The sequence below is a fragment of the Piscinibacter lacus genome (assembly GCF_016735685.1).
GTDB lineage: Bacteria > Pseudomonadota > Gammaproteobacteria > Burkholderiales > Burkholderiaceae_C > Aquariibacter > Aquariibacter lacus.
This window is the reverse complement of record NZ_JAERRA010000001.1, coordinates 1,074,637-1,096,228: the sequence shown is the minus strand read 5'-3', so window position 1 is coordinate 1,096,228 and position 21,592 is coordinate 1,074,637. Positions and strand designations below refer to the sequence as shown.

18 protein-coding genes and 1 pseudogene are annotated in these 21,592 nt (G+C 71.9%); 7 read left to right on the top strand and 12 right to left on the bottom strand.

From position 1 onward, the window contains the following. Positions 1–77: 77 nt before the first annotated feature. From JI742_RS05030 to JI742_RS04975, 12 genes and pseudogenes are all read right to left on the bottom strand, one after another. Positions 78–2,093: an O-antigen ligase family protein gene (locus JI742_RS05030; RefSeq protein ID WP_201824494.1), complete on the bottom strand. Its 2,016-nt coding sequence runs from the start codon at positions 2,091–2,093 to the stop codon at positions 78–80. Further along, on the bottom strand, positions 2,083–2,463 hold the full coding sequence (locus JI742_RS05025; RefSeq protein ID WP_201824492.1) for a DUF192 domain-containing protein: 381 nt from the start codon (positions 2,461–2,463) through the stop codon (positions 2,083–2,085). The genes JI742_RS05030 and JI742_RS05025 overlap by 11 nt, the downstream gene beginning before the upstream one ends. Before the next feature lie 35 nt (positions 2,464–2,498). Further along, positions 2,499–3,365, bottom strand: coding sequence for a type II secretion system F family protein (locus tag JI742_RS05020; RefSeq protein WP_201824490.1), 867 nt, complete (start codon positions 3,363–3,365; stop codon positions 2,499–2,501). A gap of 28 nt (positions 3,366–3,393) precedes the next feature. Then, complete coding sequence (locus JI742_RS05015) at positions 3,394–4,365, bottom strand: type II secretion system F family protein (RefSeq protein ID WP_201824489.1); 972 nt, start codon at positions 4,363–4,365, stop codon at positions 3,394–3,396. A 9-nt stretch (positions 4,366–4,374) separates the two neighbouring features. Further along, positions 4,375–5,781, bottom strand: coding sequence for a TadA family conjugal transfer-associated ATPase (locus JI742_RS05010; RefSeq protein ID WP_201824486.1), 1,407 nt, complete (start codon positions 5,779–5,781; stop codon positions 4,375–4,377). A 16-nt stretch (positions 5,782–5,797) separates the two neighbouring features. After that, positions 5,798–6,988 carry a CpaE/TadZ family protein gene (locus JI742_RS05005; protein ID WP_201824485.1) on the bottom strand — a complete coding sequence of 397 codons (1,191 nt, stop codon included), beginning with the start codon at positions 6,986–6,988 and terminating at the stop codon, positions 5,798–5,800. Between the two features lie 24 nt (positions 6,989–7,012). Next, positions 7,013–7,711: a FlgO family outer membrane protein gene (locus JI742_RS05000; RefSeq protein WP_201824484.1), complete on the bottom strand. Its 699-nt coding sequence runs from the start codon at positions 7,709–7,711 to the stop codon at positions 7,013–7,015. Between the two features lie 14 nt (positions 7,712–7,725). Then, positions 7,726–8,586, bottom strand: a complete 861-nt coding sequence (locus JI742_RS04995; protein ID WP_201824483.1) for a FlgO family outer membrane protein — start codon at positions 8,584–8,586, stop codon at positions 7,726–7,728. Positions 8,587–8,610: 24 nt separating this feature from the next. Next, positions 8,611–9,360: a hypothetical protein gene (locus tag JI742_RS04990; protein ID WP_201824482.1), complete on the bottom strand. Its 750-nt coding sequence runs from the start codon at positions 9,358–9,360 to the stop codon at positions 8,611–8,613. 36 nt (positions 9,361–9,396) lie between these two features. Further along, positions 9,397–10,149, bottom strand: a complete 753-nt coding sequence (locus JI742_RS04985; protein WP_201824481.1) for a tetratricopeptide repeat protein — start codon at positions 10,147–10,149, stop codon at positions 9,397–9,399. Continuing rightward, positions 10,146–13,685 (bottom strand): secretin GspD/PilQ domain-containing protein, encoded by a 3,540-nt coding sequence (locus JI742_RS04980; RefSeq protein ID WP_201824479.1) that lies wholly within the window; start codon positions 13,683–13,685, stop codon positions 10,146–10,148. The genes JI742_RS04985 and JI742_RS04980 overlap by 4 nt, the downstream gene beginning before the upstream one ends. Before the next feature lie 402 nt (positions 13,686–14,087). Next, positions 14,088–14,387 (bottom strand): annotated as a pseudogene (locus tag JI742_RS04975) (ArsR/SmtB family transcription factor); the annotation flags it as partial. Positions 14,388–14,638: 251 nt separating this feature from the next. On the opposite strand from JI742_RS04975, the gene soxC reads away from it, so the two are divergent. From soxC to soxB, 7 genes are all read left to right on the top strand, one after another. After that, positions 14,639–16,018, top strand: a complete 1,380-nt coding sequence (gene soxC / locus JI742_RS04970) for a sulfite dehydrogenase (protein WP_201824476.1) — start codon at positions 14,639–14,641, stop codon at positions 16,016–16,018. Next, the gene (locus JI742_RS04965; RefSeq protein WP_201824475.1) at positions 16,002–17,102 is read left to right on the top strand and encodes a c-type cytochrome; all 1,101 of its coding nucleotides are present in this window, start codon (positions 16,002–16,004) and stop codon (positions 17,100–17,102) included. Before soxC ends, JI742_RS04965 begins: the two co-directional genes overlap by 17 nt. A 56-nt stretch (positions 17,103–17,158) precedes the next feature. After that, the gene (gene soxY / locus JI742_RS04960; RefSeq protein ID WP_201824474.1) at positions 17,159–17,626 is read left to right on the top strand and encodes a thiosulfate oxidation carrier protein SoxY; all 468 of its coding nucleotides are present in this window, start codon (positions 17,159–17,161) and stop codon (positions 17,624–17,626) included. A 141-nt stretch (positions 17,627–17,767) separates the two neighbouring features. Then, complete coding sequence (gene soxZ, locus JI742_RS04955) at positions 17,768–18,079, top strand: thiosulfate oxidation carrier complex protein SoxZ (protein WP_201824473.1); 312 nt, start codon at positions 17,768–17,770, stop codon at positions 18,077–18,079. Between the two features lie 133 nt (positions 18,080–18,212). Next, positions 18,213–19,073, top strand: a complete 861-nt coding sequence (gene soxA / locus JI742_RS04950) for a sulfur oxidation c-type cytochrome SoxA (protein ID WP_201824472.1) — start codon at positions 18,213–18,215, stop codon at positions 19,071–19,073. A gap of 11 nt (positions 19,074–19,084) precedes the next feature. After that, positions 19,085–19,726: a sulfur oxidation c-type cytochrome SoxX gene (gene soxX / locus JI742_RS04945; protein WP_201824470.1), complete on the top strand. Its 642-nt coding sequence runs from the start codon at positions 19,085–19,087 to the stop codon at positions 19,724–19,726. Between the two features lie 116 nt (positions 19,727–19,842). Then, entirely contained in the window at positions 19,843–21,576 is a 1,734-nt protein-coding gene (soxB, locus tag JI742_RS04940; RefSeq protein WP_201824468.1) for a thiosulfohydrolase SoxB, read from the top strand. Positions 21,577–21,592 lie beyond the last annotated feature (16 nt).

Genomic DNA, 21,592 nt, shown 5'->3' with positions numbered 1-21,592 from the left:
AGCGGGCGGCCGGGGCGGCTGGCCCGACCGGGGCCGGGCCGCCCGGCGCTTGCTGGCGCGGCATGTGCCCGCCCGGCTCAGGGCAGGGCGCGGCGCCAGGGGCCGGGCAGGGGCTCGCGGCGGCAGTAGAAGTGACGCCCGGCCTCGGCCGTGGCGCAGGCGGCGAACATGCGCTGCACGTCTTCGCGCCAGTCGAATTCGCGCAGGCGCTGGCTGACGTAGGTGGCATCGTCCAGCCGGCCGGCGCGGGCCAGGGCGATCGCGTATGCGCGCAGCAGGCGCACATCCAACCCCTGGCTGAGCGCCACCGAGAACTGCACGGGCTGGGGCACGGCGCGCGGGTGCTTGAGCAGCAGGTAGCTGGCGTAGTGGCCGTAGATCGGCCCGCGTTCGGCCTGGCGCACCGCCTCCAGGCGGGCCTTCGGATCCTGGATGGTGAGGATGGGTTCGAGCAGGCGGTAGTCGCGCCAGCCGGCCAGCGCGGCCAGGGCGGCCAGCAGGCCCAGGTTGGCGCGCAGGCCCCAGGCCCGGGGGGCGGGGGTCGGCACGGCGACGGACGCTTGGGCCGCGGCCCCGGCCGGGTCGGCCGGCAGGGCTTGCGGGGCGAGGCCCAGCGGCCCCAGCAGGGCGCCGAGCAGCCAGCAGGCGGGCAGCAGGAAGTAGGCGTACCAGAGCGGGTACTCCAGCAGGCTGTGCAGCAGCAGGGCGGCCAGCATGAGGGCGGCCACGGTGGCGGCCGGGCTGCGCGGCATCAGGCGGCTGCCGCGCCACAGGGCCCAGGCCAGCAGGCCCAGCACGGTACCGGCCAGGGGCAGGCCCAGCTCGGCCGCCAGGTGCAGGGGCAGGTTGTGGGCGTGGGTGAGCAAGCCGCCGCGCCACTGCATGCCGGGGCTGAGCGTCCAGGCGAGGTTGAAGCGGTTCCAGCCCACGCCGCTGAGCGGCTGCTCGCGGATGAGGCGGAGCGCATCGGCCCAGATGCCACGGCGCCCGCTGCTGATGTCGCCGGTGATCTGCAAGCGCTGGGTGCCGATGAAGCCGGGGGCTTCGGCGGCCTCGCCCTCGGCGAAGGCAGCTTCGTCTTCGGCGGCTTCGTCAGCGGATGCAGCGCCGGCCGGTGCGGCGGCGCGGGCGGACGGTGTGGCGGTGGCGGAGGCCTGGGCGGCATGGCGGTCGGCCAGTGCTTGCTGGCGCGCCAGGCTGCCGACCGGCGGCAAGGGCTTGCAGGTGGCAGGCGGGGCCATGCGCGGCGCGACGCTGAGCAGGGCGAAGGCCAGGGCATAGACCAGGGGCGTGCTGCCCAGGGCCAGGCGCAGGCCGCGCGGCAGGCGGCGGTCGAAAGCGGCCCAGGCGGGGAGCAGCAGCAGGACGAGCAGGCCGGTGCGCGAAGCCGTCATGGCCAGGGCCAGCACCAGGCCCAGGCCGCCCACCAGGGCCAGGGCGCGGCGCATGCCGGCCTGCGCGCCCAGCCGGCCCTGGCTGGCGAGCCAGCCGCCGGCCAGCAGGGCCAGCACCAGGTAGGTGGCCATGAGGTTGGGCTGGCGCAGGTTGCCGTAGGCCCGGCCGGTGAGGTTGAGGGCGAGGATGTGGCCATCGCCCCGGCAGGGGAAGAAGTGCTGGTGGCCGATCACCCCGACGCTGAACAGGCCGCCCAGCCACAGGCCCCAGGCCAGGGGGGTGAGCGCCTGCTCGGGCCGGCCCTGGCGGGCGGCGCTGAGCATGAGCAGCAGGCCCAGGCCCATGACGAGCAGCTCGGCCGCCCGGCCGGTGAAGCCCTGGGCCGCGGCGGCGAGCCAGCACAGGCCCAGGGCGGCCAGGGCGGCGGCCAGGGGCAGGTTGCGGCGGCTGCGGGCGGCGAGATCGGGCTGGGCGCGGGGCAGCAGCATGAGCACGCCGCACCAGGCCAGCACGCAGACAAGCTGGTGCATGAAGGAGGCATGCGGCTTGGTGGAACTGCCCCAAAGCACCGGCACGATCATCGCGAAGGCGATGAGGCAGGCGACCGCGCGGGCCGGCAGGCGCCCCTCGGTCGCCGGGGCGGCGCCCGGCGCCGGGCCGGCGGGCGCGGGGCCGGGGTGCAGGGCTTCAGCCGGCATGGCGGGGGCGGGTGAGGAGCTGGTCGCCTTCGGCCAGGGCCTGGGCGCCGCCGGCCGGCAGTTCGAGCACGGCGCGGGCGCCGCGCACCCAGGGCGAGAAGCGCCAGGGCTTGAGGCCGCGCAGCACGCGCAACACGCGGCCGGCGGGATCGACGAAGACGACGTCGATCGGCGCGCCCATGAAGTGGGTGTGCACCTGCTGGCAGGGCAGGATCCACAGGCCCTGGCCGGCTTGCAGCGGCGGGCGGCCGATGAGACCGCGCAGGCGGCTCCACCAGCCGTCGGCGAGGCCGACATCGTCGGCCAGGGGCTGGGGGCCGGGGGTGGCGGCGGCGGCGGCGCGCAGGTGGTCGACGGCGATGCGCTTCATGCAGGCAGCAGGCGGGAGGGACATGGAGCCAGGGCTCAGCGCCCGGCGAGCACGGCTTCCAGCGTGCGCCACAGGCGCAGGAAGCTGGGGAAGCCGGTGACGATGAGCATGGCCGGCATGATGGTGAACATCATGGGGAACATCATCTTGATGGGCAGGCGCTCGGCGCGGCGCTGCACCTCGGCTTCGTACTCGCGGAAGAAGGTGCGGGCGAAGTGGCGCAGCACGTCGCTGATGGAGGAGCCGGTCTGGTCGGCCTGGATGAGGCCGGCGACGACATCGCGCACCTCTTGCAGGCGACAGCGGTCGGCCATCATGCGCAGGGCCTCGTGGCGGCGCCGGCCGCGGCGCATGGCTTCGAGGGTGATGGAGAGTTCGAGGTAGAGCGGGTGGCGCAGGTCGGACTCGCGGACGATGTGCTGCAGCGCGGCGTCGAAGGCGGTGCCGCCTTCCATGATGGCGGCGAGCATCTCCAGCACATCGGGCAGGGCCTTGCGGATCTCGCGCTGGCGGTTGCGGCGCCGGGCATTGAGGGCGAGGTAGGCCAGGCCGACGCCGAGCAGACCGGCGGCCAGGCTGAGGCCGATGCTGTCGCCCAGGCTGCGGCCGGCGCTGCGGCTGAGCAGGAAGCCGGCGCCGCCGGCCGCGCCGGCGATCAGCAGGCGGCCCAGCACGCTGTTGGTCAGGCGGGTGAGCTGGTAGCTGAGGATGTCGGCGCCGCGCAGGCCGTAGTCGTCGCGCATCAGGTCCTCGGCGGTGGCCTGGGCCTCGTCGGGCGGCGGGGCCTCGCCCTGGACCATGCGCTGGCGCAGGCGCTCGACCTCCTGCTGGCGGCGCAGTTGCAGGCCCAGCCAGCCGGCGAGCAGCAGGGTCAGGACGGTGAGCAGCAGGACGGGCAGCATGGCGGCGGCAAGGGCGATGCAGCGGGGCTCAGAACTTGAGCTTGGCGAGCCGGCGGAGCCAGAAGAAGCCGACGATGACCAGGCCGGCGCCGCCCAGCAGCACCTTGGGGCCGACCGGGTCCTGCATCACGAAGTCGTAGATGCGCTTGTTGACCAGGTAGCTGAAGATCATGAAGCCGACCGGCAGCAGGCTGAGCACATAGCTGCCCAGCTTGGCCTGGGCGGTGAGGGTGCCCACGCGCAGGATCATGCGTTCGCGGGTCTGCATGGATTCGAGGATGTGGGCGAGCATGGATGTCATCTGGCCGCCGGCCTCCCACTTGAGGCGCAGGCCGGTGGCGAGGAGCTGGGCATGGTCGCCGCCGCAGCGCTGCGCCCAGTCGCGCCAGGCGACATTGGGCGAGACGCCGAGTTGCAGCACATCGACGAGGCTGCGCAGGCTGCGGCCGAGCGGGTCGGGGCTGATGCGGGCCGCGGCCTGCAGTGCGGTGAGCGGCGTGGCGCCGGTGCGCAGCGAGGACAGCATCTGCGTGCAGAAGTTGGGGAGCTGGCGCTCGCGGCGTTCGATGCGGCGGGTGGTCCAGGCATCGAGCATGGACCACAGCGCGAGCGGCAGCAGCAGGGCGCCGCCCACGCCCATGCCGCCGGGGCTGATGCCGAAGCCGCGGCCGAGCAGCACGCCCAGGCCGGCGCCCAGGCCGGCGGAGGCGAACAGCAGCAGGCCGGCCTGGCCCAGGCGCAGCGGCACATCGCCCTGCACCAGGCGCAGGGCCAGGCGGCGCATGAGCGGCGACTGGCCGACGAGGCTGCGCATGCGGGTGAGCTGGAGCAGGCTGGCGGCGTCGCGCCAGAGGGTGTCGGCGGCCTCGGGCTCGGGCAGGTCGAGGATGAGGTCGACCATGCGCTCGCGCAGGCGGGCGCTGCGCCAGCGGTCCAGCAGCAGCAGGCCGACCAGGGCGGCGGCCAGCAGCAGCATCAGGGGCACGAGGAGCTGGACCATGGCGCGTGCTCAGGCCATGAAGAGGGCCGGGTCGAGCGCGACATTGCGCTCGTGGAAGGCGTTGGCGCAGGCGGGCAGCATGCCCTGGCCGCGCATGACCTGGGTCTCGCCCTCGCGCCGCGTGAGGAAGAGGTCCTGGGTGAGGATGGTGCCGTTGTCGACATCGACCACTTCGGTGATGTGCGTGACGCGCCGGCTGCCATCGGCCATGCGGCCGAGGTGGACGATGAGGTGGAGCGCCGAGCCGACCTGCTCGCGCAGCACGCGCTGGGGCAGGTCGACATCGGCCATGAGCATCATGGTTTCCAGCCGCGCCAGGGTGTCGCGCGGGGTGTTGCTGTGCAGGGTGGCGAGGCTGCCGTCGTGGCCGGTGTTCATGGCCTGGAGCATGTCGAGCGCCTCGCCGCCGCGGACTTCGCCGACGATGATGCGGTCGGGCCGCATCCGCAGGGCGTTCTTGACGATGTCGCGGATGCTGACGCTGCCCCGGCCTTCGGCATTGGCGGGCCGGGCTTCGAGCGTGACGATGTGGCGGTGGTTGAGCCGCAGCTCGGCGGTGTCCTCGATGGTGACGATGCGCTCGCCGTCGGGGATGTGGTTGCTCAGGCAGTTGAGCATGGTCGTCTTGCCCGAGCCGGTGCCGCCGCTGACGATGATGTTGAGCCGCGCCCGCACGGCGAGCTTGAGGAATTCGGCCGCCCGGGCGGTGAGCGAGCCGCCAGCCACCAGCTCGTCCATGCCATAGACCTCGCGCATGAAGCGACGGATGGACATGCTGGGGCCGTGCACGGCGATCGGCGGGACGATGACATTGACCCGGCTGCCATCGGGCAGGCGGGCATCGGCCATGGGCTGCGATTCATCGACCCGCCGACCGACGCGCGAGAGGATGCGCTCGATGGTGAGCATGAGGTGCTCGTTGTCGTGGAAGCGGATGTCGGTCAGCTCCAGCAGGCCATGCCGTTCCACATAGACCTGGTGGGGGCCGTTGACGAGGATGTCGGCCACCGTCGGGTCGCTCATCAGCGAGGACAGCGGGCCGAGGCCGATGACTTCGTAGAGCAGGTCTTCGCTGATCTGCTCGCGCTCGGGGCGGGACAGGGGCAGGGTCTCGCGGGCCAGGGCATCGTCGAGGTAGGCGTTGATGGCCTCCTGGATCTGGGCCATGCCGGCCTGGGCAACGGCCTGGGGATTGAGCACTTCCAGCAGGCCGCGGTGCAGGCGGTGCCGGACCTGCACATAGCTGGCGGTGCCGGGGCTGAGGCCCAGGGGGCCCGCGGACTCGCTGCCGAGCCGGCCGTCCTTCTGGGCGACGGCCAGGGAGCGCAGGCGCTCGCCGAGGAAATCGCTGCCGCCGCTGGCGCTGCGGCGCAGTTGCTCGCGAAGGCTGAGGGTGGCGGGATCCGGCGTGCTCATGGCGGTCACAGGGGCTTCAGTAGCCGCGCAGCAGGCGCAGCAGGCGATCCCGCAGGCTCATGGGCGGGGTGGGTTCGACATCGCTCTGGCCGGTCAGGCGGTCGAGCAGTTCGCCGATGCCCTTGGCCACGATGGACTCGGGGAACATGGTGACCACGGGCTGGCCGTTGTTGGCGGCGATGGTGGCGTGCATGTCGTAGGGCAGCACGGCGTGAACGGGCCAGTCCAGGGTCTCGCTCACCAGATCGATGGGCACGTTGCCGCGAAAGCGCGAGAAGCGGTTGATGACGAGCTGGATGCGCTCGGGGCCGTAGCCGGCCTGCTTGAGCACCTGAAGGTTGTGCCGCGCGCTGCGCAGGGCGGGCACGACCGGCTCGGTGACGAGCAGGATCTCGTCGGCCAGGTCCATCACCGCCAGGTTGAGGCTGGACAGCACCGGGAAGGTGTCGACGATGACGTGGTCGAAATGGCCCTTGGCGACCAGCAGGATCTTGCCGAGCTGGTCTTCCTCGAAATCGAGGCCCAGGGGGTTTTCGGAGGAGTGGGCCAGGACGAGGGCGCCGCTTTCATGCGGGGTCATGAACTGGCGCAGCATGTCGCCGTCGAGGCGGCGGTACTGCTCGACGGCGTCGCGCAGCCAGCGCTCGGGTTGCAGGTCGAGCATGGGCGCGACATTGGGCGCCTGGGTGTTGGCATCGACCATGGCCACCCGGCCCACGCCGCTGCGCTGGGCCAACAGCACGCTGAGGTTGCAGGCCAGGGTGGTCTTGCCGACCCCGCCCTTGCTGGAGAAGACGACGTAGATCTTGCCGCGCACGCCCGGGTCGGCCAGCGCGGGCACCAGCACCTGGCGGGCCTTGCGCAGCACGGCATGGACATCGTCGTCCTGCACCGGCTGGGCGATGAACTCGCGAGCGCCGGCCCGCACGGCGCGGGTCATGAGGTCGATGCTGGCCTTGTCGATGCTGGCGATGACGAGGCGCTGGATGCGGCTGGCGGCAAGCTGCTCGATGGCGAGCATGCCGGCCTCGACGCTGCGGGTGAGATCGAGGAAGACGACTTCGGCCTGGAACTGCTCGGCGAGTTCGAGGCCCTGCCCCACGCTTTCCGACAAGCGCACGCTGACCAGCGATTCGCCATAGCGCAGACAGGCCGCCTGGGTGGATTGGCGGAAGAGTTCCTGGGCGCTGATGACAAGGATGCGCATGAAGGGGCGAGCGGCGCCGTGCGCTCAGTAATGCAGCGAGGGCTGACCGCGGTCGTAGTCGCGGATGCTGTCGTAGAGGGTGCGGCGGGGCGGGGTCGTCGCGGCTTCGGATGCGCTGGCTTCGGTCGGGCCGAGCGGCAAGAGGGCGTCGGTGCGCTCGTCCACCTTGACGACGTAATTGGCCGCGGCAATGACCCGGGCATCGTCCAGCCGGACGAGGCGCAGGGTGATGCGGGTGGCCTCGCGCGAGCGGGTGTAGGCGCCGATGAGGGCGACATGCGCCTGGTGCTGGCGCGCCAGCTCGGCGGCGTCGCGGGAGAGCATGAGCTCGCCCTGGTCGGCGCGGATCACCAGCCCTTCGCGCAGGCGCACTTCCTTGACGCCCAGACCATGCTGGGCCAGGCGGCCGGCAACCTGCTCAGCCACCAGGCGGCCCAGGGGCGAGGACTTCTTGAGGTCGTCGAGGGCGACCAGGCTGCTGATCAGCACCGTCTCGGTGAAGCCGAAACCCGACTGGCGCCAGGCGGTAGCGAGCTCGTCGGCAGCCTGCTCGTTGCTGCGGGTCAGGTCGTCGGCATGGCGCGAAGCCGAGGGCAGCGACAGGCTCGCAGGGGCGGCCGTGGCCGGGGGCGCCGGGGGCGGCAGGGCGGCACAGGCCCCCAGGCCGAGGGCGAGCAGACAGGGCATCAAGCCGGGACGGCGGGGGCGCGGGTTGGCGGGCATGGTGGGACTCCGGCTCAGCGGCTCAGCACGGGCACGAGCTTGCTGGGCTGCTCGCTGCGTTGCGGCGGAGCTTCAAGCAGCCGCTCGGCCTGTCGGGCACGGCCCTCCACCACGCGGGCTTCGGCATCGAGCAGGCGCTCGCCATGGCGCTGGGCATGGACGGCACCCTGCTCGGCGCGGTCGAGGCCTCGCTCGGCACGCGCGCCCTCGCGGGCGGCGCGAGCGCGCTCGGCAGCCAGGTCTTCATCGTGGCGGCGCAGGGCCTGGGCGCGCCGCTCGTCGGCAGCGCCGCGGATGAGTTCGTTGCGCTCATCGAGGCCGAGGTCGAAGCTGACCGCGGCCAGGGCGGTGGCATCGGCCAGGCGCACGATGCGCAGGCTGACGCGGGTGAGATCGGCGGAGCGCTGGTAGGTGCCGACCAGCGCGGCCTGGGCCTCTTGCTGGGTGGCGAGCTTGGCAAGGTCGCGGGAGAGCAGTTGCTCGCCCTCGCGCGGGCTGATCAACATGGCCTCGCGCAGGCGGGCCTCCCGCACTTGCAGGCCAAGCTGGGTCAGGCGGCCGGCAACCTGCTCGGCCAGGGCGCGGCCCAGGGGCGAGCTGCCCTGCAGCTCGTCCAGCGGCGCGATCTGGGCCACGACGAGGCTGAGGTTGGGCTCCAGTCCGCGCGCGAGCAGCAGGCGGTGTAGGGTGTCGGCTGCGGCTTCACTGGCCTGCTTGAGCGGGTCGGCGCCGGGCTGGATGCTGCGGGGCAGCAGGTCGGCCTCGGGCAAGCGCGCCTCGGTTGCCGGCGGCGGCGGGGCAGCACAGGCGCCAAGCATCAGGCAGGCCGCGGCAAGACCGGCGAGACGCATGCGGGTGGGGTCAGCGAGGAACATGGGCTCGGACTCCTGACAAGGGGCTCATTGGGGACGAACGGCGATCTGCCGGCTGGGGGTGCCCGCAGGCGGACGCGGCTCGACGTAAAGGGCGGTGTCGCCATCGCGCAGGTAATAGATGTCGCTGCGTCGGGCTGCGACCACGCCTTGATGGTGGACGGTGGTGGAGACGACCAGCTCGTGCGAGGGCACGGGCCGGTCGGCACCCTGGCTGGCCTGGCCGAGGTAGTAGCGCCATGCGTCGATGGCAAGCAGGGCGCCGGTGCCCACGGCCAGGCCCCGGCCGATGGACCAGTCGCGGGCTTCCCGGCCGACCATGCCGGCGACCCCGCAGCTGGTGAACAGCAAGGGGTTGTAGATGTCGATGCGGTTCTCGCGCTCGCGGCTGAATCCGACGACTTCGGCCCCGACGAGAAGCTGCAAGTCGGAACTGCCCTCCAGGCGCAGCTTCACGCCCGAGGCGACAAGCTGGCTGGCGAGCAGCTCACGGTAGTTGCGCAGGAAGGGAGAGGCACCGGGCGCGAGCTTGAGCTGGACCGGCGTGCCCGCCCAGGGCGAGGCCTTGAGCCCGGCAGCGATCACGGCGGCATGGTCGGCAGCGATGGCCTGCCAGTGGCGCACGGCGCTGAGCTGGGCCTGCGTCTCGCGCGCCGGAGTGACGGGCACCGGCGCCTCGAAACTGGGCGTGGCGCAACCGGCCAAGGCGCCGGCCAGGGCGAGGATGCAGGCGAGCACGACAGGCGCCGGGCGCCGGGGGCTGAGAGATGGCTTCATGTTTTCCTCCACTGATGACGCTCGGACAGCAGGCAATCAGGGGCCGGACGCCGCGGCTGGCGGCGCGGACAGCGCCCGCGCCGCGGGAGCTGCTGCGGCCTGGGGCGGTGCCGAAGCCGGCACCGCTGGCGGCGCCAGCCCATGCCGGCGCAGCATGCGCAGCTTCTCGTCCTCCAGCCCGCGGCTGACATCCGGCGGGGCGAGCTTGAGGGCTTCGGCGTAGGCGGCGCGGGCTTCTTCGGGCAGGCGGGCGGCGTCGAGCACGCGGGCCTCGGCGCGGTGGGCCTGCCAGATCAGCGGATCGAGCTGCACGGCCAGGCGCACCCAGCGGCGGGCCTGGGCATGCTGGCCGTTGCGTGACAGGGCCAGCGCCATTTCGCCGTGCAGGGGGGCGAATTCGGGGCGCAGCTCGATAGCGGCGCGCAGCTCGCGCACGGCATCGTTGTAGCGGCGCAGCTTGGTGTAGCACTGGCCCAGGGCGCGGCGGGCGCGGCCGATGTCGGCCTGGCGGTTGGGCTCTTCGGCCAGCTTGGCGATGACGGGCGGCAGTTCCTGGTCGAGGCTCTTGCAGCGGGCCAGGACCTGGGGCGATTCGGCCAGGCCGCCGACGCGCTCGGCCTCGGCCAGCAGCTCGGCCTGGCGGGCGATGCGCTGCTGCTCCTGCCACCAGAGGAAGCCGGCGCCACCGAGCAAGGCCACGATGAGCCCGCCGAGCACGATGAGCTTGAGCCGCAGGCCGCCCAGGGCCGCGCCGGCCTGCAAGCGGCGGAAACGATCGGGCAGCTTCACTGGCCCGCCCCCTTCTGGCGGGCAGCCGCCGAGCGCGCCAGCGCAGCCGCCGCGGCGGCATCGGCCCGGGCGCGGACTATGGCTGCGGCCGAGGGCGCCAGGGCGGCCAGGTCGGCGGCGCGGGGCGCGAGGCGGGTCGCTGGGTCGTCGGCGGGGTCGGCGGCTGGGGTGGGCTCGGCTGCGGACTCGGCCACCGCTGCGGCGGGCGCCGGGGCGGCGGGGGCGGGGGCGGCGGGGGCAGCGAGTGCGAGCGGCGCGACGGCAGCCGGCGCGGCAGACGGGGTGGATGCCTCGGGCGAGGCCGGGACCACGGCGACCGGCGCGGCAGCTTCGGTGGCTTGCGGCGTCACGGGGTCGGCCGCCGGCGCGACCGGCGCGACCGGCGCAGCTTGCAGGCGGCGGGCCGCAGCGGCCTCGGCGCGGGCACGCACGGCCGCGGCGGCGGAAGGCGCCAGGGCGGCGAGCGCCGCATCGCGGGGCTTGAGCGCGGGCGCGGGCTGCTGGCGAACCCCCTTGGGCGGCGTGGCGGCGGCTGGAGCCACGGCGGCTTGCGGCCCAGCGGCAGTCTGCGGCGCAGGGACCGGAGCAACAGCAGCCAGCGGCGCAGCGGCCGGGGGCACAGCGGTTTGCAGCGCGGGGATCGGGGCAGCGGCAGCCTGTGGCGCGGGAGCCGGAGCAACAGCGGTCAGTGGCTCAGCGGCTGGGGGCACGGCGGCTTGCAGCGTGGGGGCCGAGGCCGCGGCGGTCGGCAAGGTGGCGGCTTGCGGCTGCGGGACCTGCGGCTCGACGTGCGCTTGGACGGCCCCCTGCGGCTCCGCGACGGCGGGCGGGATGGCCTGTGCCGAAGCGGCCTGCAGCGCGGCGGCCAGCGGGGCGGCTTGCGGCGCAGTAGCCTGCGGGCCGGCGGGCGCCGTGAGGGCTTGCGGCGCAGGCGCGGCGGCGGGCCGTGCAAGGGCGGGGCTTGGCGGGATGGGCGCAGCGTCCGGCGCAGCAGCCGGCTGGGGCACGGCGAGGGTTGCAGCGGGCGCGAGCGGCAGCGCGGCGGAGATATCGGCAGTCGGCACCGCGGGCGCGACGTCGGCAGGTGGCAAGCCGCGCGGCGCGACGATCGGCCGGGCTGCGATGGGCTGCGGGGCACGGGGCGAGTTGCTGCGCACCAGAGCCTGCGGGACCGGGACCGGGACCGGGACCAGGACCGGGGCGGGCGAAAGGGCGGTGGCGGCCGGCGCGGGCAGCACCGGCGCGGCGGGCGCTGCCGGGAGGGGCTGGGCCTGGGGCGGCGCCACGGGTGCGACTGCCGGTGCGGCGAGCACGATCGGCGCGGGCTGCGTGATCGGCGCCGGGGCGACCGGCGGGGCGGTCGGCGGGGCGGTCTGTGGGGCAGCCTGCGGGATAACCGGCACCGGGGCCTGGACCGGGGCAAGCGCCGGGGCGGGCCGGCTGGTCAAGGCCGGCGGAGCCGCCACGGCCGCCGCAGCCGCAGCCGCAGGCACGGTCGCAGTCGCAGTCGCGGTCGCCGCAGTCGCTGCCGCCGCAGTTGCTGCCGCAGGCGCAGCGACAGGCGTCCCCCCCGGCGCCGCCGCCCGCGGCGGGGTGACGTGCGTGGCCGGCACGGCGCGCCGGGCGGTGACGGTGATGATGAGTTCGTTGCGGGCCTTGCGGCCGTTCTTGTTCTGGAAGAGCTTGCCGAGGATGGGCAGGTCGCCGATGAGGGGCACCTTCTGGAGGCGCTCGCTGTCTTCGGCGGTGATCAGGCCGGCGACGGCCCAGGTTTCGCCGTCGCCGGTCTCGGTGAGGGTCTGGACCTGGCGCTGGGTGAAGCTGGGCACCAGGTTGCCGCCGATGGTGAGGGTGCGGCTGAAGTCGGGGGCGGAGATGCTCTGGTCGAGCACCAGGCTGATGCGGCCGTCTTCCAGCACGGTGGGCCGCAAGTAGAGCTGGATGCCGAACTGCCGGAAGAAGAGCTGGGTGTTGTTGGTGGTGGTGGTGCCGCCCACCGCCGAGTTGGTGCTGATGGAGCTGTTGGAGACGGGAATGGGGATCTCGCCGCCGACGAGGAAGCTGACCTGCTCGCCGCTGACCGCCGTGAGCAGGGGCTCGGACAGCGAGGTGCCCGCGCCGTTCTGCTGCACGGCCTGCAGGAAGGCGAGGATGGACATGCTGCCGGTGCGGAAGGCGCCGACGAGGTTGGCGGCGCCAACGTCAAGCTGGTCGAAGACGCCCCCGGCATTGGGCGTGGGCAACTGGTCGACGACGTTGCCGGTGAGGTTGCCGATGGAGACGCGCGAGCCGTCGATGCGCCAGTTGATGCCCAGGGCTTCGGTGGCGTCGCGGTCGACGGCGACGATGCGGATCTGCACCTCGATGCGCGGCTGGTCGGCCACCTTGATCTGCGCCAGGGCGCGACCGCCGGCGATGACGACGGCATCGGCGCGCGAGAGGTTCTGCTGGATGTTGCCCTTGGCCGGCGACTGGCCGATGGAGGCGCCGATGCCCAGGTTGCCGGTGCTGCCCTGGCCCTGCCTGCCGGTGCCGCCGGCCGGCAGGCCGGTGTTGCGGCCGGTGGCGACGGTGTCGTTGCCGGTGACCAGGATGCCGCCGCGGTCGGACAGGGGCCGCAGGCCTTCGCCGGTCTGCTGGCCGTTGCTGACGAAGCTTTCGATCAGGGTGAGCGCGCGGGTCAGCAGGGTGGGGTTGGGCACGCTGCCCTTGATGTGCAGGACGGTGTTGATCTCCTGCACCTTGAGGCTGGGGTCGAGGCTGGCGAGCAGGCCTTCGAGCTGGCTGGCGCGGGTGGCCAGGGCCTCTTCGGAATTCAGCAGGTCGATGATCTGCGGCGCGCCGGCGGCGGGCACCCGGGTGCGGGTGATGGTGGTGCTGCCGTCGTCGCGGCCGGCGGCGCCGATGATCTGCACGCCGGCGCCGATCTCGGCCGGGCGGGCGGCGGCGGGGGCGGGGGCGCCGGGGGCTTCGTCGAGCTGGGGCAGGTCGACCTCGCCCTCGGCGGGCTGCGGCGCGGGCGCGGCGGCCGGGGCGGCGGCGGCGCCGCGCGGCAGGACGAGGGCGCCGTTCTCGGTGACGGCGTAGTTGGTGGTGCCGACGAAGCTGAGCGCGGCATCGAGCGCGCGACGCCGCAGCAGCTCGGTGCGGACGGTGCCGCTGAGGACCAGGGCGTTGCGGTTGGGATCGGTGCCGATGCGGATGCGCGGGTCGATGCGTTCGAGCTGCTCGCGCAGGGCCGACACGTCGTAGACGACCTGGACGCGGCGCTCTTCCACCTCGCCCTTGCGGCCGAAGAACATCAGGGTGGTGGCGCCAGTCTGGCTGCCGCTGACCAGGAAGCGGCGCGGGCTGATGGCGGTGGTGTTGAGGATGCCGGGCGCGCCGACGGCGATGCTGCCGACGTCGAAGGGCAGCTCGATCAGGCGGGAGTGGCTGCGCTGGATCTCCAGCACCGGCGGGGCGGCTGCCGCGAAGCCCCCGAGGAACAGGCCGGCGAGGGCAGCGACGAGGCGGCTGGCTCGGGCAGGAGGCACGCGGGAAACGGGGCCGTTCATCGGGGCGGGCGCAGTCGGGTCGGTTTCAGGGGCAGGCCCGTCGTTCAAGGGCACGGCGCCCGCGATGCGGCCACGGGCGCCCCCGGCGTGCGCAAGGGCGCCGCGCGGGCGGCCCGATGATCGCGGAGCCCCCACTGGGAAATTCACCCGAAGGGTGGTGGCCGGCGCCGGTGAAAACGCCTAGAGCAGCCGGGCGTCCGGCCACCCGGGCCGGGGGGCCGGGGGGCTGCGGGGGCCTCAGGCCCGGCGGCGGCTGCGGCGGGCGGGGCGGGCGGCCGGGCCGTCCTCGGCCAGCGCCAGGTCGGCCGGGGCCTCGGCGAGCGCGGGCGCGGGCGCGGCATGGCTTGCTGCCGCGGCGGGCTGGGCCTCGTCCGGCCCGGCCTGCTCCATGGCGATCTGGGTGCAGACGGCGCGGCACAGGCTGGCCGCATGCTCGTTGATCAGGCGGTAGAAGACCTGGGTGCCCTCGCGGCGCCGGCCGAGGATGCCGGTGCGGTAGAGGGTGGCGAGATGCTGCGAGAGGTTGGGCTGGGTGGTCTCGATCTCCGCGAGGAGCTGCGAGACGTTCTTCTCTTCCCGGCACAGCGCGCTGATGAGCTTGAGGCGGATCGGCGTGGCGAGCAGCGAGAACAGTTCGGCCGCGGACTCAAAGACTTGGTCGGCTTCGAGGGCTGGGGTCATCGCTTGCTCCGCGGCTCGGTCCAGGCTCTCAGGGGGCCGGGCGTACTACACAGGACGGAATGCCCTGCTCATCGAATCATAACCATGCATGGATCGAGCTCGCAGGTGCCAGACCGGGCTGACCGCGGGCTGACGCCCCCGAGCCACAAAAGCTGGGGAACACCCGGGGGTGCCGGACGCTTGCATCGGCTTTATATTTGTCTTTGCTTATATGTTGATTTGCTGCTCCACGCAGCAACGAGGAGATCGGTATGGACAACGCCTCCTCGGGCCGGCTGATCAAGGCCCCCGAGAACTTCCTGGATGCCCAGGGCATTGAACGCGTGAAGGCGGAGGCCCGCGACGGCCGCCGCGACTTCATCCGCAACGCCTTTGCCGCCGCCCTGGCCGGCGGTTCCGCCGCCGCCGCGCCCAGCGCCTTCGGCGCGGCCAACCCGGTGCCCACGGAGGGGGGGGATCCCAACATCCTGACCCTGCCGGCCCACACCACGGGCCTGGGCCAGCCGGTGGTCACCGACGGCTATGGCAAGCCGTCCAAGTTCGAGGCGAATGTGCAGCGTCGCACCAGCCCGGGCCTGACGCAGACCACCCAGGCCAGCGTGAGCTTCGCGCCGCTGCAGAGCCTGTTCGGCATCGTCACGCCCAGCGGCCTGCACTTCGAGCGCCATCACCAGGGCTGGTGGGACATCGATCCGTCCAAACACCGCCTGATGGTCAATGGCTCGGACGAGAAGATGCTCAAGCGCCCGATGGTCTTCACGCTCGACGAGCTGATGCGCCTGCCGAGCGTGAGCCGCTTCCACTTCATCGAGTGCGGTGCCAACACCGGCATGGAGTGGGGCAATGTCGCGGTGCCGACCTGCCAGTACAGCCACGGCATGATCAGTTGCAGCGAGTTCACCGGCGTGCCGCTGATCCATGTGCTGAACATGTGCGGCGCCGACCTGAAGCGCGGCCGCTTCGTGCTGGCCGAGGGCGCCGACGGCTCCTCGATGACCCGCACCATCCCGATGTCGCTGATCGAGAGCGGCGAGGTGCTGCTGGCCTACGGCCAGAACGGCGAGATGCTGCGCCCCGAGAACGGTTACCCGCTGCGCCTGGTGGTGCCGGGCGTGCAGGGCGTGAGCTGGGTCAAGTACCTGCGCCGCATCGAGGTGGGCGACCAGCCCTACGGCGCCAAGGACGAGGTCATGCACTATGTCGACCTGATGCCGGGCGGCCTGCACCGCCAGTACACCTCGCTCCATGAGGTCAAGAGCGTGGTCACCACGCCTTCGGGCGGCCAGACCCTGCTGGACAAGGGCTACTACAACGTCTCGGGCCTGGCCTGGTCGGGCCGCGGCAAGGTCACCAAGGTCGATGTGTCGATGGACGGCGGCCGCAACTGGAAGCCCGCGCGCCTACAGGGCCCAGTGATGTCCAAGTGCCTGACGCGCTTCAACGCCGACTGGACCTGGGACGGCAAGCCCGCGCTGGTGATGAGCCGCGCGACCGACGAAACCGGCCATGTGCAGCCGACCTACACCGCGCTGCGCGCGGTGCGCGGTTCGCGCTCGATCTATCACAACAACGCGATCCAGACCTGGCTCGTGCAGGAAAGCGGCGAGGTGAAGAATGTCCAACTGGCTTGATCGAAGCGTGATGGCGGCGGCCCTGCTGGCCGCCTGCGGCGGGGCCCTGGCCCAGGCCAAGGCGCCCGCCGACTTCTCCGGCATCGGTCGCGCGGCGACCGCCAAGGAAGTGCAGGCCTGGGACATCGATGTCCGTCCGGACTTCAAGGGCCTGCCCCCGGGCTCGGGCTCGGTGAACCTGGGCATGGACGTGTGGGAGAACAAGTGCGCGTCCTGCCACGGCGTCTTCGGCGAAAGCAATGAGGTCTTCTCGCCGCTGGTCGGCGGCACCTCGGCCGAGGATGTGAAGAGCGGCCGCGTCGCCCGCCTGAACGACTCCAGCTTCCCGGGCCGCACCACGCTGATGAAGGTCTCCAGCGTCTCGACGCTGTGGGACTACATCCACCGCGCCATGCCCTGGACCAACCCGAAGTCGCTCAAGCCCGACGAGGTCTACGGCGTCACGGCCTACCTGCTGAACATGGGCGGCATCCTGCCGGACGACTTCGTGCTGTCCGACAAGAACATCGCCGAGGTGCAGAAGCGCCTGCCCAACCGGGCCGGCAAGACCACGGCCCACGGCCTGTGGCCGGGCAAGGAGTTCGGCGGCAGCAGCAAGCCGGACGTGCAGGGTTCCGCGTGCATGAAGAACTGCCCGACGGAGACCAAGATCGCCTCCTTCCTGCCCGAGCATGCCCGCGACAACCACGGCAACCTGGCCGAGCAGCAGCGCGTCGTCGGCGCCCAGAAGGGCGTGGACACCCGCAAGCCGGGCACGGCGGTGATGGCCCCGGTCGTCGCCACCGTGGCTGCCGCGCCTGCGGCCGCTGGCGGCGGCGGAGAGGCCGCGGCGGCCTGGTCCCTGGCCCAGAAGAACAGTTGCGTGGCCTGTCACGGGCTTGAAAACAAGCTGGTGGGTCCGTCCTTCCGTGAAATTGCCAAGAAGCACGGCGCGCGCGCCGACGCAGTGGCCTATCTGGCTGGCAAGATCCGGGCGGGCGGCGCTGGCGTCTGGGGTGCGATCCCGATGCCGCCGCAGAACCTGGGTGAAGCCGACGCCAAGATCATGGCGACCTGGCTGGCTGGCGGAGCCGCCAAACCCTGAGCCCCGGGGCGCGCGCCCTGCGCGCCCCACCCGACCGTCCTGACAAGGAGTTCCCGATGCAAAACCGTCGACAGATGCTGCAACGCAGCGCCACCGTGGCCGGCCTGATGGCCGCAGCCGGGCTGATGAGCCTGCCGGGCTTCGCCCTGGCCGCCGACTACAACAAGGCCGCCTTCGACGCCAAGACCATGGCCGATCTGATGAAGGCCCTGGGCGCCGGCGCCCCGGTCGAGAGCAAGGATGTGACGATCACCGGCCCGGACATCGCCGAGAACGGCGCCGTGGTGCCGCTGGGCGCCTCGACCGCGCTGGCCGGCGTGAAGAGCATGATGATCCTGATCGAGAAGAACCCCTCGATCCTGACCGCCAAGTTCGACGTCACCGACAGCGTCGAGGCCTCGGTCTCGACCCGCGCCAAGATGGGCCAGTCCTCGAACGTCTATGCCGTGGCCATGATGGCCGACGGCAAGGTGCTGTTCGCCCAGAAGGAAGTCAAGGTCACCCTGGGTGGATGTGGTGGCTGAGTCAGGACGTGAAACCGTCCTTGCGGACGGTTGAACGCCTGACGAAGCGGGCGAGCTCTGCGAGCCCGTGGGAACCCCGGCTCAATCACTGAGCCTCCCGACCACACCCCCGAGCTTTTCACCGATTCAAGGAGTTACCCCATGGCCGATCCGATGAAGATCCGCGCGCAGATGTCCGGCGACAAAGCCACCGTCCGCGTCCTGATGAGCCACGAAATGGAAACCGGCCAGCGCAAGGACGCCTCGGGCGCCCTGGTGCCGGCCTGGTTCATCCAGCAAGTCACCGCCAAGCACAACGGCAAGGTCGTGATGGACGCCCAGTGGGGCCCCGCCATCTCGAAGAACCCCTACCTGCAGTTCGCCGTCAAGGGCGCGAAGGCCGGCGACAAGATCGCCGTGAGCTGGGTGGACAACAAGGGCGAGTCGCGCACCGACGAAGCCACGGTGTCCTGATCGGGACGCCGCGGGGGCCGGCCGGTCCGGCCCCCACTCCGTTCGCAGGGGGGACCCAGAGAGCCCGAGCACCGTCGCCATGACGACGGTCCATCCCGCCCCGACCGACAGGGGCCGCACGAGGAGACATTGAATGGCTGAATCCAAGAACATCCGGAACCAGCGCCTGCGCCTGATCGGCGCCGGCCTGGCCCTGGCCGGTGGCGTGGCCCTGCTGACCAGCGCCCCCCCGGCCGACGCACAGTCGGCCCCGGCGGCCAAATCGGCCGCCGACGGCATTGCCGAGTACCGCAAGATGCTCGAAGACGGCAACCCGGCCGAGCTCTTCGAGCTCAAGGGCGAGTCGCTCTGGAAGGAAGCCCGCGGCCCCAAGAAGGCCAGCCTGGAAGGCTGTGACCTGGGTCAGGGCAAGGGCGTGGTCAAGGGCGTCTTCGTGACGCTGCCGCGCTATTTCGCCGACACGAACCGGGTGCAGGACCTGGAGTCGCGCCTGCTCACCTGCATGGAGACGCTGCAGGGCTTCAACGCCGCCGAGATCGCCAAGACCGACTTCGGCAAGGGCGAGCAGAAGACGCTCGAAGCCCTGGTGGCCTGGATCAGCGCCGAATCGCGCGGCATGAAGATGAACCTGCCGAACGCGCATCCCGAAGAGCAGCGCATGTACGAACTGGGCAAGCGCGCCTTCTTCTACCGTGGCGGCCCCTATGACTTTGCCTGCGCGACCTGCCACGGCGCCGAAGGCCAGCGCATCCGCCTGCAGGACCTGCCGGACCTGCGCAAGAACCCGGGCGACGGCATCGGCTTCGCCGCCTGGCCGGCCTACCGCGTGTCGGCCGGCCAGCTTTGGGGCATGCAGCGCCGCCTGAACGACTGCTTCCGCCAGCAGCGCTTCCCCTACCCGGGCTTCGGCTCGGACGTCACGATCGCCCTGTCGAGCTACATGGGCCTGAATGCCAAGGGCGCCGAATCGATCGCCCCGGCGATCAAGCGCTGAGGAGACGCACCATGAGATTCCTGATCGCCACCCTCCCCGCCGCCCTGCTGCTGGCCGCCTGCGCGACCGGCCCCAGCCCGGCCGAGCTGGATGCCCAGGCCGCCGCGATGATGCAGGCCTCCTTCAGCGACAAGGGCATCGCCACGGTCGCCCGCTTGCAGCAGGACCCGGCCAACGAAGCCTGCTCGCAAGCCGACGCCAGCGGCAAGCCGCTGCCGGCCGCCCAGGCCAAGGCCATCGAGGAAGCCAACTTCAAGACCATCCAGTGGCCCAAGGACGGCAAGTTCCTTGGCGACTGGAAGGAAGGCGAGAAGATCGCCCAGAGCGGTCGCGGCAACACCTGGTCGGACAAGGCCGGCTCGGCCAATGGCGGCAATTGCTACAACTGCCACCAGATCAGCAAGGCCGAGCTGTCCTTCGGCACCATCGGCCCCAGCCTCTACCAGTACGGCAAGCTGCGCGGCGTGGCGGATCCGGCCGATCCGGCGTCCAAGGCCATCGTCGAATACACCTGGGGCAAGCTCTGGAATGCGAAGGCCTACAACGCCTGCTCGGCCATGCCGCGGGCGGGCCATGCGGGCATCCTCGACGAGCAGCAGATCAAGCATGTGATGGCGCTGCTGCTGGACCCGAAGTCCCCGGTCAACCAGTGAAGCGCTGACGCGGCCGGCCCCAGGCCGGCTGCGGCGTCGCCCCCGTCTCCCTCGTGATTGGGGCCTTCCCGGCCCCCTTTTTATTTGCGCGCCCCCCGGGGCGTCAGGCTGCTGCCATGAACCTCTCCAAACGCGAATTCGTCCGTCTGCTCGGCCTGGCGGCTGCCGCCGGCCTGCCGCTGGCCCGTCACGCCTCGGCGGGTGCGGCAGCCGGCTCGCTCTACGACCTGCCGCCGGCCTTCAAGGGGCCGGGCGCGGTGTCCTTCCTGCACATGACCGACTGCCATGCGCAGTTGATGCCGATCTACTTCCGCGAGCCGAGCGTGAACCTGGGCGTGGCCGGCATGCGCGGCCAGGTGCCCCACCTGGTCGGTGAGCATCTGCTCAAGCTGGCCAAGGTGCGGCCCGGCACGGCCGAGGCCCATGCCCTTGCCTTCCCCGATTTCGAGCAGGCCGCCAAGCTCTATGGCCCGGTCGGCGGCTTTGCGCACCTGGCCACCCTGGTCAAGCAGATGAAGGCCAGCCGCCCGGGCGCGCTGCTGCTGGACGGCGGCGACACCTGGCAGGGCAGCGCCACCAGCCTGTGGACCAATGCGCAGGACATGGTCGACGCCTGCAAGCTGCTCGGCGTGGACGTGATGACCGGCCACTGGGAGTTCACCTATGGCATGGAGCGGGTCAAGGAGATCGTCGAGAAGGACTTCGCCGGCAAGCTCGACTTCGTCGCCCAGAACGTCAAGACCAATGACTTCGGCGACCCGGTCTTCAAGCCCTATGTGATCCGCGAGATCAACGGCGTGGCCTGCGCCATCATCGGCCAGGCCTTCCCCTACACCCCCATCGCCAACCCGCGCTACATGGTGGCCGACTGGAGCTTCGGCATCCAGGACGAGAACCTGCAGGCCATGGTCGACGAAGCACGCGGCAAGGGCGCCAAGGTGGTCGTGGTGATCAGCCACAACGGCATGGACGTGGACCTGAAGATGGCCAGCCGCGTGCGCGGCGTGGACGCGATCTTCGGCGGCCACACCCACGACGGCGTGCCGATGGCCGTCCCGGTCAAGAACCCCGGCGGCACGACGCTGGTGACCAATGCCGGCAGCAATGGCAAGTTCCTCGGCGTGATGGACTTCAAGGTCGTGGACGGCAAGGTCAGCGACTTCAAGTACCGCCTGCTGCCGGTGTTCTCGAAGATGCTGCCGGCCGACACCGCCATGGCCGCGCAGATCGCCAAGATCCGCGCGCCCTACGAGGCCAAGCTCAACGAGGTGCTCGCCACCACCGAAGGCACGCTCTACCGCCGCGGCAACTTCAATGGAAGCTGGGACCAGCTCATCTGCGATGCGCTGATCGAGACCCAGGGCGCGGAGATCGCCTTCTCGCCGGGCTTCCGCTGGGGCACCAGCCTGCTGCCGGGCCAGGCCATCACGCGCGAGCTGATGATGGACCAGCTCGCCACCACCTACTCCTACGCGACCGTCACGCCCATGAGCGGCGAGACGATCAAGACCGTGCTGGAGGACGTGGCCGACAACCTCTTCAATGCCGACCCCTACTACCAGCAGGGCGGCGACATGGTCCGCATCGGCGGCCTGAGCTATGCCATCGAGCCCGGCGCCGCCATGGGCCGCCGCATCCAGGACATGCGCCTGGGCGGCAAGCCCATCGAGGCTGGCAAGACCTACAAGGTGGCCGGCTGGGCGCCGGTGGCCGAAGAGGCCAGCAAGGCCGGCCTGCCGCAGGTCTGGGAGCTGGTCGAGCGCTGGCTGAAGGACCAGAAGGTCGTCAAGCCACGCCGGCTCAACACGCCGCGCATGATCGGCGTGGACGGCAACCCGGGCCTGGCCTGAGCCCCCGGGCAGGCTC